We start from the raw sequence: 14,519 nt of genomic DNA on the forward strand, positions 1-14,519 counted from the left end.
ACTGCTCGGAGCTCGCCGCCGGCCTGACGAAGGACTGGACGCGGGTGCTCGCCGCGAACGCGCAGGACGTCGAGAAGCTCGGGGCTGTCCGGGGAGCTGCTGGACCGGCTCACGCTGGCGCAGCGCCACCTCGACGTGCTGGTGCGGCTCACCGAGGACGTGCGCGCCGAGCTGCCGCGCGTGACCGGCCGGGTCGGCAACCGGATCGCCAAACCGCTCGGCGTGGTCCTGATGATCTACGAGGCGCGGCCGACGGTCACGATCGAGGGCGCGCTGCTGCCCGTCGCGGTCGGCAACGCCGTGATCCTGCGCGGTGGCAAGGAGATGGCGCTCACCAACGCCGAGCTGGGCCGGATCGCGGCCGAGGCGGCGGCACGGGCCGGGCTGCCGGAGGGCGTCGTCCAGGTCATCACCGACCACGACCGGCGCGTGGTGCGGGAGCTGCTGAAGCGGCACGACGCCATCGACGTGCTGATCCCGCGCGGCAGCCCCTCGCTGATCGACTACTGCCTGTCCGCGTCGACGATCCCGGTGATCGCCTCCGGTGGTGGCGTGAACCACCTCTACGTGGACGCCAGTGCGGACGTCGACCTGGCGGTGTCGATCGCGCTGGACAGCAAGCTGCCGGAGCCGACGGCGTGCAACACCCTCGAAATGGTGCTGGCGCACGAGGACATCGCGCCCGCGTTGATCGAGGCGTTCGAGGCGGCGCGCGACGGCTGGGCGTTGAAGCTGGAGCTGGACCCGCACGACCACGGCCGCGAGTTCCTGGACCGCACGATCGCGCTGCACCGGGTGTCCTCCGTGGACGACGCGGTCGCGCACATCCGCCGGTACGGGTCCGCGCACACGGAGGGCATCGTCGCCTCCGACCGCGAGGTGGTGACGCGGTTCCTGAACACCGTGGACGCGGCGGCACTGGTGGTGAACGGGTCGCTGCGGCTGCACGACGGCCCGACCATGGCGCTCGGACCGGAGCTGTCGATCAGCACCGGCCGGCTGCACGTGCGCGGACCGGTGGGCCTGTCGGCGTTGCTGACCCACAGCTGGGTGATCGAGGGGGAAGGGGCGCTCCGTGGCTGAGATCAGGGCGGCTGAGATCGGGCACGTCGTGAAGAAGCTCGTCATCCGCGAGTCGCGGCTGGCGCTCGACCCCGCGGAGCTGGCCGACGACGAGCCGTTGAACGGGTCGCTGCTGCGGATCAACTCGCTGGGGTTCCTCGGCATGCTGGTCAAGCTGGAGGACGAGCTGGACGTGACGCTGCCGGACGACCTGTTCGCCGGCCGCAAGTTCACGACGGTGGCGGACATCGTGGACGTCGTCAGCGCGGCGGTGGCGGAATGATCACGCACTGGCGGAGCGTTCTGCCGCACCTGGGCCACGACCTGCCGCCGGACCTGACGCCGGAAACCTCGTCCGGCGCCGTCACGGCGGGCCTGCCGCTGGAGCTGGTGCGCCAGTCGGTGTCGGCCAAGGAGTACTGGGAGATCCCGGAACCGGTGCTGGAGCGCTACCGGACCTACCGGCCGTCGCCGCTGTGGCGGGCCCGGCGGTTCGAGGAGGAGGTCGGCGCCCGCGCGCCGATCTACGTGAAGTACGAGGGCGGCAACATCTCGGGCAGCCACAAGCTGAACACCGCGCTGGCGCAGGCCCACTACTACCACCGCGCGGGGTTCCGCGAGCTGGTCACCGGCACGGGTGCCGGGCAGTGGGGGACGGCGCTGGCGGCGGCGTGCGCGGCGTTCGGGATGACCTGCACGGTGTTCATGGTCGGCGGGTCGTTGCGGGACAAGCCCTACCGGGGCAGCCTGATGCGGCTCTTCGGCGCCGAGGTGCACGCCTCGCCGAGCACGCTGACGTCGGTGGGCCAGTCGGGGCAGCAGGCGAACAGCCTGTCGCTCGCGATCGGGGAGGCGGTCGAGTACGCGGCGGCCGACCCCAAGCGGGCGTTCTGCATCGGCTCCGGCGAGACCTACTCGATCCTGCACCAGACCGTGATCGGACTGGAGGCGGTCGAGCAGCTGGACGACGAGGTCGGCGTGGTGGTCGGCTCGGTGGGAGCGGGCTCGAACTTCGGCGGCATCGCGCTGCCGTTCTTCGCCCGCGGCACCGGTGAACGGCTGCTCGCGGTCGAGTCGTCGGCCACGCCGAAGCTGACCCGCGGGGTCTACGCCTACGACCACACCGACGCCACCGGCACCGGGCCGGTCGAGGCGATGTACACGATCGGCTCCTCCTACTCGATCCCGCCGTCGCACTCGGCGGGGCTGCGGTTCCACGGCGCGGCCAAGGTGATCTCGGCGATGCGGCACCACGGTCAGGTGGACGCGGTCGCGGTGGGGCAGCGGACGGCGCTGGAGGCGGCACGGGCGTTCGCGATGACCGAGCTGGTGCTGCCGGCACCGGAGTCCGGGCACGCGCTCGCCGCGGCGATCACCGCCGCCGCGCAGCCGGGCAAGGGCGTGCTGGTGTGCGTCAGCGGGCACGGCCTGCTCGACCTCTCGGCCTACGACCGGCTGCTCGCCGGCCTGCCGGAGGACGCACCGGCCGACGAAGAGGCGCTGCGCGCAGCCGTGGCCGGACTGAGGAGGATCTGACGTGCCGAGCGACTTCAGCGGCCTGCGCGCCGAGCTGATGGACTGCCTCCAGGTCAACCTGGCGATCCTCGCCGACCTCCGGCACGGTCCCGGCAGCCACGTGGCGCTGGGTGCCGAGCTGACCGGTGAGTCCACACTGGACCGCCGGCTCGACGAGGCCTCCCGCCTGCTCGGGTTGCAGGTGGTGAAGCGGCACGACGACGCGGTGCTGCGCGACCGGGCCACCGACGAGCTGCAGTACGCGGTGGCCGACGCGTTCGACCTGAGCTGGGTGCCGTACGCCGGCCACCAGCACATGGAGCACAGCTTCCTGTTCCGCGACGACGGCGACGCCTGCGAGGTCGTGGACGGGTACCACAACGGCACGCAGTGGGGAAACGCCCGGCCGGGCGTGTGGCGGGTGTCGTGGGACGAGCTGCCCAGGGCCACCGTGGTCGAGCTCGCGTTCGGCGAACTGCCCGCGCAGCAGGCGATCTCCCCGTTCGTGAGCACGGTCGACGTCGAGGCCACGTGCGCCGACGTCGAGCAGATGGTGCTCGACATCTGGCTGCTGGCGCGCTCCCGCGGGCTGCACGCCGTGTGGCTCGACTCGGCGGCGTTCGAGGAGCACGTCCGCGAGTGGAACGTCCTGGCGGCGCACAGCTACGTGGCGATGCGGCGGGTGCTGCGCGGCGGTGCGCTGGTGCCGAGCGTGGCGACCGAGCTCACCCGGTTGCTGGCGCGCGACGAGGAGCTGACGCGCGTGCGGTCCGTCGTGGCGGCCGAGCTGAGCGACGTGCTCGGCAACCGGGTGCACAGCGGCCGGACACCGTTGCGCGAGTTCCCCGGGTTCAGCTCGTTCCGGCTCGTGGACGTGATCGAACGGGTCGAGGCGCGGCTCGGCGTCGAGGTGGCCGCCGAGGCGCTCACGCCGGAGAGCCTGCGCGACCTGGACTCCCTGTGCGTGCTGTTCACCGGGTCGGCTGCTGCGGGGAGCGCGAGATGACGTTGCTGCACGAGTTCCTCGACCGCGCGGCCCGGTCCCGGCCGGACTCGCTGGCCGTCGGTCACGGCGACGCGACGCTCACCTACCGCGAGCTGAGCCGGGCCAGCCGCCGGATCGCGACCTGGCTGCACCGCCAGGGCGTCCGGCGCGGTGACCGGGTGGTCGTCGTCGTCCCGGTCGACCTGCTGGTGCCCGCCCTGCTCTACGGGTGCGCGCGGGCGGGTGCCGTGTTCAGCGTGCTCAACCCGCAGTCGCCCGAGGTCGCGATCGCCCACGTGGTCGCCGACTGCGAACCGGTGCTCGTGCTGCGCGACCTCGACGAGGTCCGCAGGGCGGTGGAGGGCGGGGACGAGGAGCCCGTGCCCGGCCCGATCGCGGTCGACCCGGTGTGCCTGGTCTACACCTCGGGCAGCACCGGCATGCCGAAGGCCGTCGTGTCCACGCACGCGCAGGTCGTGTTCGCCGCGCAGGCCATCCAGTCGCAGCTGGAGTACCTGCCGAACGACACCGTGTTCTGCGCGTTGCCGCTGGCCTTCGACTACGGGCTCTACCAGGTGTTCCTGAGCACGCTGGCGGGCGCGCGGCTGCAGCTGGGCAGCGCAGCGGACGCCGGCCCGCAGCTGGTGCGGCACCTGCGGGCGTGCGGTGCGACCGTGCTGCCTGCGGTGCCGGCGATGGCGGCCGGGCTCGCGCGGATGCTCGCGCGGCCGGGGACGCAGCCGCCGGCGTTGCGGCTGCTGACGAACACCGGTGCGGCCATGCAGCCCGAGGTGATCGCCGAGCTGCGCCACCTGGTCCTCGGCCTGCAGGTGCAGCTGATGTTCGGGCTCACCGAGTGCAAACGCGCCGCGATCATGCCGAAGGACGAGGACCTGCGCCGGCCGGGAGCGTGCGGGAAGGCGTTGCCGGGCACCGAGATCCTGGTCGTCGACCCGGACGGCACACCGGTGCCGGTCGGTGAAGTCGGCGAGATCGTCGTGCGCGGCCCGAACGTCATGAGCGGCTACTGGCGGCGTCCCGAGCTGACCGCCCAGCGGTTCCCGCGCGACGAGGGCCTGTTCCCCAAGCTGCGCACCGGCGACTACGGGCGCATGGACGCGGACGGCTACCTGTACTTCGTGGGCCGGCGTGACGACATCTACAAGGAGCACGGCTCGCGGGTCAGCGTCACCGAGGTCGAGGCCGCGGCCCACCGCGTCCCCGGCGTCGAGGCGGCGGCGGTGCTGCCCCCGGCCAGCGGGCAGCACGGGGCGACGTTGTTCGCCGTCACCGCACTCACCTCCGAGCAGGTGCTGGCGTTGCTGCGCGAGCAGATCGAGGACGCGAAGGCGCCGCGGGCGTGCGTGGTCGTGACCGAGATTCCGCTGACCCCCAACGGGAAGGTCGACCGGAAGAGGCTCCAACATGCCTGACCAGGTTCTCCCGTCTCCCTTCCACCCCCTGCTTCTGCCGGCATCTGCAAGTACCACCAACTCAACATCAACAAGCACTTTTCCACTGCCGACAGTGCTTCCGGCCGCCCGCGGGCGCAGGCCTGGTCCGAAGGGCGGCGAGCATGTCGGTGGTAGTTGAGGGCGATTCGATCATGTGTTGGTGGTACTTGCAGACGCCCTTGGCAGCAGCGGGGGTGGGCGGGGCTCACGGCCTAGTGCTCAGGGGGACGCGTGGCTGAGTACGTCTACGACCTGGACGAGGTGCGGCGCTGTCACGCGCTGCTGCGCTCGTCGCTGCCGGAACCGAGCGAGATCTACTACTCGCTCAAGGCCAACCCGCACCCGCTGGTGGTGCGGGCGTTGCGGGAGCAGGGCTGCCTGGCCGAGGTGTGCTCGCCGGGCGAGCTGCACGTGGCGCTGGAGGCCGGGTTCACCGGCGAGCAGCTGCTGTACACGGGTCCCGGCAAGCGGGACGAGGACCTGCGGGAGGCGGTGAAGGAGGGCGTCACGCACTTCTCCGTCGACTCGCCGTTCGGCCTCGACCAGCTGAACGCGCTGGGCGTGCCGGTGCGGGCGATCGTCCGGATCAACGACGAGCAGCCGGTGCCCGGCCACGGCCTGACGATGACCGGGGTGCCCTCGCAGTTCGGCGCCGACCTGACCTGGGTGCTGCGCGACCCGGCGGCGTTCGGCTCGCGCGAGCACGTCTCGGTCGCCGGCTTCCACCTGTACATGGGCACGAACATCAGCGACGAGGACGCGTTGCTGAACCAGTTCCGGCAGGCGGCGCGCACGGCCCGCCGGCTCGCCGACGAGACCGGGCTCGCGGTCGAGGTCCTCGACCTCGGCGGCGGGTTCGGGGCACCGTTCGCCAGGTCGGGGGAACTGCCGGTCTTCCCCGGCCTGGCGGACGGCCTCGCCGACCTGCTGGACGAGACGTTCCCCGGCTGGCGGACCGGTGCGCCGGTGGTGGCGTTCGAGTCGGGCCGGTACCTGACGGCGACCTGCGGGACCCTGCGCACGCGCGTCCTCGACGTGAAGTACTCGCAGGACCGGCCGGTGCTCGTGCTGGAGTCCGGGGTGAACCACCTCGGCGGCATGTCGGGGCTGCGCAGGCTGCCGCCGATCGTGCCGGACGTGCAGACGGCCCAGGACGACCCGGCGCGGTCTCCGGTGCCGGACACGATCGTCGCCGGCCCGCTGTGCACACCGGTCGACACGTGGGCGCGCGCCGCCGAGGTCGCGCCGGTGTCACCCGGTGACGTGGTGAGCGTTCCCAACGTCGGTGCGTACGGGCTTTACGCCTCGCTGGTGGCGTTCCTCGGACATCCGCTGGCCGACGAGGTGGTCGTGGACGGTGGTGTGGTCGTCGACGAGTCGCGGCTGGAGATCAGACGAGAGAGGGGTTTGTAATGGACGCTGAGTTCCCGGCCGTGCTGCGGCCGTTCCTGAAGTACGCGGGTGCGGGCACCATCACGCCCGAGTCGTCGTTGCGCGATCTCGGACTGGACTCGATGCGCGCCATCGAGCTGCTGTTCGCGATCGAGAACAACTACCGGGTGTCGCTGCCCGACGAGCTGCTGACCGACGCGACGTTCGCGACCGCGGGCAGCCTGTGGGCGGCGGTCGACTCGTTGCGGGTCGCGTCGTGATCCCGGCGCTGGAGAAGGTCCTCGCGGTCACCGCCGAGCACGCCGGCCGCTGCGACGCCGATGCGGCGTTCCCGGTGGAGGCGCTGGAGGCGTTGCGCGACAGCGGGTTGCTGGCGCTGCCGGTCGTGGGGTCGGTGCGCGACGTCGTGGACGTGACGCTGCGGCTCGGGCGCGAGGACATGTCCGTCGCGATGATCTACGCGATGCACTGCCAGCAGGCGTTCGCGCTGGTGCGGCACGCGCCCGCGCTGGTGGACCGGATCCGGTCCGGCCGGGTGTACCTGGCCTCGGTGACCACCGAGAAGGGCAAGGGTGGACACCTGCTGTCGTCGGAGTCCACTGTGGACTGGGTGGACGGCGCTCTGCGGATCGACCGGGACGCGCCGATCGTGACCGGCGGCGTGCACGCGGACGCGTTCCTGGTGACCGTGCTGGCACCGGACGCGACGACGCCGACGCAGGTGTCGCTGGTGTACGCGGACCGCTCGCAGCTCGACGTGGTCGAGGTGCGCGGCGGCTGGGACCCGCTGGGCATGCGCGCCACCCACAGCGTGCCGATGCGGCTCGCCGGTGTCGTTCCCGCCTCCCAGGTCGTGGGCGCACCCGGTGGGTTCCGCGACGTGGTGGCGGCGACCTTCGGGCCGCTGGCGCACCTCGGCTGGGCGGCGGCGTGGCTGGGTGCGGCGTCGGGCGCGTTCTCCCGCGTTCTCGGACTGGTGCGCGGGTCGTCGCGGCAGTTCGACCCGTCGTCGGAGCTGCTGCTGACGCGCGTGGCGCGGATTCGCGAGCGGCTGGACGTGGTGCACGCGTTGCTGCAGCACACCCTCGACGCCGACTTCTCGGTCGGCGCCGGGCAGATGCTGGTGAACACGTTGAAGGTGCGGGCAGCGGTCGAGTGCTTCGCCGCGGTCGACGAGATGGTCGAGCTGGTCGGGCTCCGGCACGGGTACATGCGGTCCTCCGACCTGGAACGGGTCTTCCGCGACCTGCGCTCGGCGTCGTTGAACTACTCGAACGACCGCCTGCTGCTGGCGAACGGCGCGCTGGCGTTGCTCGATCGGCAGGTGCGCCTTGCGTGATGCGTGGCTGGAGCTGGACACGAGCACGGCCGACGTGTCCGCATTGGACGGACGCCACCCGGTCGGGGTGGTGCTGGCCTGCTGCGTCCAGCTCGCCACGGTCCTGCCGCTGCTGCGGGACAACGGACATCCGCTGGCCGGCGCGGTGGAGGCCGGTGACGCGGTGGTGGCGCTGGCCGCGACCGACGACGTGGGCGCGGGGTCGGACCTGATGTCGATGGGCACGACGGCGAAGCTGTCGGACTCGTCGGTCGCGGTGTCGGGCGTCAAGCGGTGGATCACGAACGCCTGCCACGCCTCGCACGCGCTGGTGCTGGCCCGGCACAAGCCGGTGCGGCACTTCACGAGCTTCTGCTGGGTGCTGGTGCCCCTGGACGCGCCGGGCGTGCGGGTGACACCGGAGCCGACGTCGCTGTTCGACGGTGCGGGCATCGGCGCGATCACGTTGGACGAGGTGGTCCTGGACCGCTCCGCCCTGGTCGGGCCACCCGGACGCGGCCTGGCGTCGTTCGCGGTGCAGGTCGCCGCCGAACGCCGCGCGGGCGCCCTGTGGGCGGTGGCGCTGTGCCGGCGGGTGCTGCGGGACGTGCGGGCCCGGCTGGGCTCGCGGGCGCTGGGGGAGGGCGTGCTGTGGGACAACGCGGCGGTGCGCGAACGCTTCGCGCGGTGCGTCGTGGAGACGTGGCGGATGGCGGCGGTGTCGGCGGCAGCGCCGGACATGGCCTCGGCGATGGCGTTGAAGGTGGCCGTCGCGGACGGGCTGGACGTCGTGCTGCGGGAGTGCACGCAGCTGCTGGGCGCGGACGCGTTCACCCACGGCGGGATCGCGGAGCTGCGGGCGGCGGTGGCGATGTTCGGGATCGCCGGCGGTGCCGTGGGGGCGATGCTGGCGGGCGTGGCGGACCACGCGGACGACCTGCTGGAGGTCCGGTGAGGGTCGCGGTCGCCGCCGTCGGCGACGTCACGCCGCACGCCGTGGACGTTCAGGCCGCGGCCCACCTCCCCGCCGTGCGCGCCCGTGAGTTCGCCGCCGCCAGGGGCCTGCTGCGCAGCCTGGTCGCCGAGCTGGGCGAGGGGGAGATCGCGGCGCGCGAGAGCGGGCAGCCGTACCTGCCGGACCACCCCGACCTGGCCGTCAGCCTGGCGCACGACGGCGGGTACGTCGCCGCCGCGTGCCGGCGGGGCAGGGGACTCGGGGTCGGCGTGGACGTGCAGCTGCCGGTACCCGCCTCGGACGGGTTGTTGCGGCGGTGCGGGGTGGCGGAGCTGGCGGAGTTGCCGGAGGGGGAGCGGGACTTGGAGTTCGCCTGGGTGTGGACCGTGCAGGAGGCGTGTGTGAAGGCGACCGGCGAGGGCTTGTCGGGCCGGCCGTGGTCGATCCCGGTGGCCCGCGGGCAGGCCAGCGGGACGTGGCGCGGCGTGCGGTGGAACCGGCTGCGCACCAGCGCGGTACCGGTGAGCGTGGCGTTCCTGGAGGCACCGTGATCACCGGGCTGAGCTGTTACACGACGAACCTGGTCGCCTACCTCGCCGGTGAGTTCGCGGGCACCGAGGCGACCTTCGCCGAGTCCGTGCGGCTGGCGGTGCGCACGGACCTGGACGAGCTGGCGTTCTCGCACCACCGGTACCCGCTGAACCGGCTGCCGGACGGCACCCAGCTCGCCTACGCCACCGGCGACCCGGTCAGGGGCATCACCGACGAGCTCGAAGAGCACGGGCGCTGCCTGGTGGTCACCGACAACGCCAAACTGCCGTGGTCGCCGAGCAAGACCCCGGCGCCGCACTGGGTGCTCGTCGAACGCCGCCGGCAGAACCGCTGGTACGTGCGCGACGGGTTCGCGGGCCTGCTCGCGGACGGCGAGCAGCACCCGTTCGCCGGCTGGCTCACCACCGAGCAGCTGCTCAAGGCCATGCACCCGGACGACTGGACGCCCGAGCAGAGGCTCAGGAACGAGCACGTGTTCGGGTTCCCGCTGCACCAACCCGACGGTCAGCTCTGGCTCAGAAGAGAACGAGGACCCGGTGTCACGCCCCACCTCGACGGCGAGTGGCTGCGCACGGACGAGGAGGTCCTGCCGTTCCTCGCCGACCGCATCACCGAACGCAACCTCGACGACCTGTGGACCGCGGCGCAGCACCGGGCGTTCCGGCACCGGCTGCTCGGCCACACCGACGCGGGCACGGCCTGGGAGGGCCTGCCCAAGGCGCTGCGCTTCGCCGTCGACTCCGCACGCAGGGGCCGCCCGCGCGCGTCGCTCGTGCACAACACCCTGCGTCACCTGCTTGAGCTCGAAACCGATCTCGTCCCGGAGGCAACCGTGCTGACCACCCGCTCGCTCTACGACTGGTTCCACGCGTCGGCGCAGGAGTACCCGGACAACGTCGCGATCGAGATGTCCAGCGCCACCCTGACCTACGCCGAGCTGCAGGAGGCCGTCGAACGGGTCAGCGCCGCCATGCTGGAGAACCTCGGCCACGCGCCGAAGCGGGTCGGGTTGATGACCTCGCGCAGCCTCATCGGCTACATCGCCTACCTGGCCGGGCTGCGGCTCGGTGCCACGGCGGTCGCGCTCAACCCCGCCGCGCCCGCGGTCCGCAACCTCGGCATCACCGAGGACGCCGCCGTCGACTTCACCATGATCGACGACAGCTCCGGAGAGGGCCTGGAGGAGTACCGGGCCAACGCGCGGGTGCCGCTGTTCGACATGACCGGCGACCGCTGGCGCAAGTTCCTGTTGCCGGACAACGAGATCGCCATCCCGGACATCATCCGCCCCGACCTCGACGAGGGCTCCTACGTCGTCTACACCAGCGGTGCCACCGGCAAGCCCAAGGGCGTCCCGGTCACGCACACCAACGTCAGCTGGTTCCTGGCCGAGGTCATGAAGCGCTACAAGCTCAGCCCGGACTGCCGCGTCGCGCAGACGTTCGAGATGTGCTTCGACGGCTCGATCCTGTCGATGTTCGGCGCGTGGGGCTCCGGCGCGACCCTGGTCGTGGCCGAACGCGGTGACGTGCTCACGCCGGTGAAGTTCATCAGCGGCAAGCGGCTCACCCACTGGATGTCCGTGCCGTCGCTGATCTCGTTCGCCAAGCGCCTGCGCGCACTCGCCCCCAACAGCATGCCGACGCTGCGGCTCAGCTCGTTCGGCGGCGAACCCCTGACCGTGGAGCAGATCGAGGCCTGGACCCAGGCCGCGCCGAACACCGCGGTGATCAACTGCTACGGCCCCAGCGAGGCCGCCTGCATCGTCACCGCCTACGAGGTGCCGGCGAACCCGGAGGACCGGATCGTCACCTCCAACGGCTCCGCGCCCATCGGCACCGTGTTCGACCACCTCGACTACGTGCTGTTCAACGACGAGTTCGAGCCGCAGGAGGACGACGGCGAGCTGTGCGTGCGCGGCTCGCAGCGGTTCCCCGGCTACCTCACCGAGAGCGAGAACATCGGCCGGTTCGTGGCGTGGAAGGAGGGCGAGACCCGCGGCACCCTCTACGACGGGACGAGCCCGGTGTCCGACGACCTCTGGTACCGCACCGGTGACCGGGTCCGGCTGGAGAGCGGCGAGCTCGTCCACATGGGACGGATCGACCACCAGGTGAAGGTGCGCGGCAACCGGGTCGAGCTCGGCGAGATCGAGTCCGTGCTGCGCCGCCACCCCGGCGTCGTCGAGGCGGTCGTGCTGGCCGTCACCGCGGCGGACGGCGAGATCGACCTGCACGCGTTCCACACGGGCGCCGAGGTCGGCGAGGACGAGCTGATCAGCCTCACCGACACCCTGCCGGTGTACATGCGGCCCCGCGCGTTCCACCACCGCGCGGACATCCCGCTGACCGACATCGACAAGGTCGACCGCAAGCGCCTCCTCGCCGAGTTCCTGGAGGCACAGGGTGTTCGTTAGTCCCGCGACCGCGATGCAGGAGTCCGTCTGGTGGATCCACCAGCGGGCCCGCAACAAGTCCCTCTACAACCTCACCTGGCGGCTGCTGTGCGACCGCCCGCTCGACGTCGACCGCCTGCGGTCCGCGTGGCAACGCCTCACCGACCGGCACGAGGCGCTGCGCACCGCCGTCCAGCGCACCGGTGACCACATCACGCTGACCGTGCACGACACCCGCACGGCCCGCCTGCACGTCGTCGAGGTCGACCACGGCGACGAGGAGCTGGCCCGCCTCATCGCCGAGGAGGTCCAGGAACAGCCGATCGACCTCGCCGACGCCCCGCTGGCGCGCTTGACGTACGTCCGCATCGGCGACCGGCACGAGCTGCTGCTCACCGTCCACCACGTCGTGCTGGACGGCTGGGCGATCCAGCTGCTCGTGGCCGAGCTGTCGGTCGCCTACGAGGGCGGCGAGTTCGACGACGAGCCCGTGCCGTTCACGGTCTACGCCGCCGAGCAGCACGAGGCCCGCGCGAGCGGCAAGTGGGACAAGTCGCTCGACCACTGGCGGTCCGCACTGGACGGTGCGACCGCCACCACGGTCGCCGCCGACCACGCCGGCCGCTTCGGCGTCGGCGCACCCGGTGTCGTCATCCGGCACACGCTGAGCGCGCAGGCGAGCGCCGGCCTCGCGGCACTCGCCAAGGCGTCGTTCGCCACGCCGTTCGCGATCATGCTGGCCGCGCTGGAGGCCGTGCTCGCCCGCACCGCCGGTGCCGACATCAGCGTCGGTGTCGTCGCCGCGAACCGGATGAGCGTCCGCGACCAGGCACTCGTGGGCTACACGGCGAACCTGTGCGTCGTGCGGGCGTCCATCCAGGACACCGACACCGTCGCGCAGGTCATCACGCGGGCCCGTGACGGCCTGTGGCAGATGTTCGCGCACCAGCACGTGCCCTACCCGGCCGTGTTCGCCGCGCTGCCGGCGGCCACGCAGGCGTCGCTGACCGACGCGTCCCCGCTGCTCGTCAGCTACCTCGGCCAGATCGGCTTCGACCTGAAGCTCGGCGACGTCGGCCTCACCTGGCTCGCGAGCCCCAACCGCGCGGCCCGCGCCGACATGTCCATGTCGTTCGCCGAGGTCGACGGCGGCCACCGCGCCGAGGTGGAGTACAACACCGGCCGCTACGACCGCGACACCGTGCTGCGGCTGCTCGACGACCTCGACACCGTGCTGTCCGCCGACCCCGCGCTGACCGTCGGTGAGCTGCCGATCCGGACCCGCGCGGTCACCGGCCACGTCGAGACCGAGGTCGTCGAACACCAGGCACTGCCCGCCGGAACCGAGTGGGAGGTGATCGCGGAGGAGTGGGCCGCGCTCGTGGAGGAACCGCCCACCGGTCCCGACGCCGACTTCTTCGCCTCCGGCGGCCACTCCCTGCACGTCGTGCGGCTCCTCGCGGCCGTGCGCGACCGGCTCGACGCCTCCGTCGACATCGCCGACTGGCTCGTCGACCCCACCCCGCGCAGGCTCGTCGCCCAGCTGCAGAGCACCGGCGAACAGGCCGCGCCGAGCACCCTGGTGACCCTCCAGGACGGCCCCGGCACGCACCTGCACCTCGTGCACGGCGCGGGCGGCGGCGTCCAGGACTACCGCGACCTCGTGGCCGCGCTGCCCGACGACTGGCGCGTCACCGTCTCGCAGGAGGTCGAACCACTGCCCACCCTGCCGATGATGGCCCGCGCCTACCGCACCGACCTCGACCTCGCCGGCCTGCGCCCGGACGTGCTGGCCGGCTGGTCGATGGGCGGCCAGATCGTGTTCGAGATGACGGCCCGCGACCCGCAGCCGCCGCTGGTGGCCGTGATCGACTCGACCCCGCCGATCAACCAGAACTACCCCGAGGGCATCGAACGCGAGTGGTTCCAGATGTTCGGCCGCAACCTCATGGCATCGTTCGGCGTCGAGGGCGAGTTCACCGACACCCTGGTGATCTCCGCGCGCCTGGCCCAGGCGGGCCACCACGTGCCGGCGCACGTCCTGGACGAGCGCTGGGAGGTCTTCCTGCGCCACGCCCAGGCCTCGGCCGCCTACCGGGCCCGCGGACCGCAGCAGACCCGAGCCGTGGTCGTCGCCGCGGACCTGCTCGACAGCCAGCTCGACATGTGGGCGAGCCTGACCGACGCCACCACGCACCGCATCGACGCCGACCACTACGGCGTCCTGCGCGGCGAAGCGGCCCGGCAGCTAGCGGTCGTCCTGGTGGATGCGGCGGTGCAGTGACTCCATCCGCTCGTCCAGCTGCGCGGCGATCAACGCCGACGACATGAGCTCGTCGACGAAGTCCGCCGGCGGCCGGTCGTCGTACTTGTAGAACAGCTTGTGCTCCAGCGTGGCCCAGAAGTCCATGGCGATGGTCCGCAGCTGCACCTCGACCTTCACGTGCTCCACCCGGTCCGACAGGAACACCGGGATCCGCACGATGAGGTGCAGGCTGCGGTACCCGTTCGGCTTGGGCACCGCGATGTAGTCCTTGGTGAGCAGCACGTCCACGTCGTGCTGGCGCGCCAGCATCGCCGACACCCGGTACACGTCCGAGACGAACGGGCAGACCACCCGCACCCCGGCGATGTCGTCGAGGTGGTCGCCGATCCGGTCGGGGTCGAACGGCACCCCCTTGCGCCGCAGCTTCTCCAGGATGCCCTCCGGCTTCTTGACCCGGTTCGTGATGTGCTCGATCGGGTCGTGCCGGTGCACGGAGTCGAACTCCTCGCTGAGGATCCTCAGCTTGGTCATGAGCTCTTCGATCGCGAACTTGTAGACGAGCAACCTGCGTTCGAGGTCGCGCAGCAGGCTGAGGTCGTCGGCCAGGTCGGTCACGGCTCCAGGG

The 14,519-nt window shown here is 71.9% G+C and carries 13 protein-coding genes; 12 read left to right on the forward strand and 1 reads right to left on the reverse strand.

Annotation, left to right across the window (positions count from 1 at the left end; all coding sequences use genetic code 11):
• Positions 1-114: 114 nt before the first annotated feature.
• From ACVDFE_RS17315 to ACVDFE_RS17370, 12 genes are all read left to right on the forward strand, one after another.
• Complete coding sequence (locus tag ACVDFE_RS17315; RefSeq protein ID WP_458434351.1) at positions 115-1,083, forward strand: glutamate-5-semialdehyde dehydrogenase; 969 nt, start codon at positions 115-117, stop codon at positions 1,081-1,083.
• Positions 1,076-1,345, forward strand: coding sequence for an acyl carrier protein (locus ACVDFE_RS17320; RefSeq protein ID WP_360392046.1), 270 nt, complete (start codon positions 1,076-1,078; stop codon positions 1,343-1,345). Before ACVDFE_RS17315 ends, ACVDFE_RS17320 begins: the two co-directional genes overlap by 8 nt.
• On the forward strand, positions 1,342-2,598 hold the full coding sequence (locus ACVDFE_RS17325) for a TrpB-like pyridoxal phosphate-dependent enzyme (protein WP_458431049.1): 1,257 nt from the start codon (positions 1,342-1,344) through the stop codon (positions 2,596-2,598). Before ACVDFE_RS17320 ends, ACVDFE_RS17325 begins: the two co-directional genes overlap by 4 nt.
• A 1-nt stretch (position 2,599) precedes the next feature.
• On the forward strand, positions 2,600-3,583 hold the full coding sequence (locus ACVDFE_RS17330; RefSeq protein WP_458431050.1) for an acyl carrier protein: 984 nt from the start codon (positions 2,600-2,602) through the stop codon (positions 3,581-3,583).
• Positions 3,580-4,995, forward strand: coding sequence for a class I adenylate-forming enzyme family protein (locus tag ACVDFE_RS17335; protein ID WP_360392038.1), 1,416 nt, complete (start codon positions 3,580-3,582; stop codon positions 4,993-4,995). The genes ACVDFE_RS17330 and ACVDFE_RS17335 overlap by 4 nt, the downstream gene beginning before the upstream one ends.
• Before the next feature lie 252 nt (positions 4,996-5,247).
• Complete coding sequence (locus tag ACVDFE_RS17340) at positions 5,248-6,429, forward strand: type III PLP-dependent enzyme domain-containing protein (protein WP_360392035.1); 1,182 nt, start codon at positions 5,248-5,250, stop codon at positions 6,427-6,429.
• Positions 6,429-6,668 (forward strand): acyl carrier protein, encoded by a 240-nt coding sequence (locus tag ACVDFE_RS17345; protein ID WP_458431051.1) that lies wholly within the window; start codon positions 6,429-6,431, stop codon positions 6,666-6,668. Before ACVDFE_RS17340 ends, ACVDFE_RS17345 begins: the two co-directional genes overlap by 1 nt.
• Positions 6,665-7,747, forward strand: a complete 1,083-nt coding sequence (locus tag ACVDFE_RS17350) for an acyl-CoA dehydrogenase family protein (RefSeq protein WP_458431052.1) — start codon at positions 6,665-6,667, stop codon at positions 7,745-7,747. Before ACVDFE_RS17345 ends, ACVDFE_RS17350 begins: the two co-directional genes overlap by 4 nt.
• The gene (locus ACVDFE_RS17355) at positions 7,740-8,681 is read left to right on the forward strand and encodes an acyl-CoA dehydrogenase family protein (RefSeq protein ID WP_360392027.1); all 942 of its coding nucleotides are present in this window, start codon (positions 7,740-7,742) and stop codon (positions 8,679-8,681) included. Before ACVDFE_RS17350 ends, ACVDFE_RS17355 begins: the two co-directional genes overlap by 8 nt.
• Positions 8,678-9,232 (forward strand): 4'-phosphopantetheinyl transferase family protein, encoded by a 555-nt coding sequence (locus tag ACVDFE_RS17360; protein WP_458431054.1) that lies wholly within the window; start codon positions 8,678-8,680, stop codon positions 9,230-9,232. Before ACVDFE_RS17355 ends, ACVDFE_RS17360 begins: the two co-directional genes overlap by 4 nt.
• A complete protein-coding gene (locus tag ACVDFE_RS17365; RefSeq protein ID WP_360392021.1) occupies positions 9,229-11,649 on the forward strand; it encodes an AMP-binding protein in 2,421 nt (806 codons plus the stop codon). Before ACVDFE_RS17360 ends, ACVDFE_RS17365 begins: the two co-directional genes overlap by 4 nt.
• Entirely contained in the window at positions 11,639-13,912 is a 2,274-nt protein-coding gene (locus tag ACVDFE_RS17370; RefSeq protein ID WP_458431055.1) for a condensation domain-containing protein, read from the forward strand. Before ACVDFE_RS17365 ends, ACVDFE_RS17370 begins: the two co-directional genes overlap by 11 nt.
• On the opposite strand, the gene ACVDFE_RS17375 is transcribed toward ACVDFE_RS17370, so the two are convergent.
• Positions 13,877-14,509: a GTP pyrophosphokinase gene (locus ACVDFE_RS17375; protein WP_360392015.1), complete on the reverse strand. Its 633-nt coding sequence runs from the start codon at positions 14,507-14,509 to the stop codon at positions 13,877-13,879. The genes ACVDFE_RS17370 and ACVDFE_RS17375 overlap by 36 nt on opposite strands.
• Between the last annotated feature and the right edge of the window lie 10 nt (positions 14,510-14,519).

The organism is Lentzea chajnantorensis (assembly GCF_054300775.1).

What these genes read in the sequence shown, in the direction of transcription:
- ACVDFE_RS17325 (WP_458431049.1), top strand. Translation starts at nt 1,342, where the DNA reads ATGATCACGCACTGGCGGAGCGTTCTGCCGCACCTGGGCCACGACCTG.
- ACVDFE_RS17335 (WP_360392038.1), top strand. Translation starts at nt 3,580, where the DNA reads ATGACGTTGCTGCACGAGTTCCTCGACCGCGCGGCCCGGTCCCGGCCG.
- ACVDFE_RS17345 (WP_458431051.1), top strand. Translation starts at nt 6,429, where the DNA reads ATGGACGCTGAGTTCCCGGCCGTGCTGCGGCCGTTCCTGAAGTACGCG.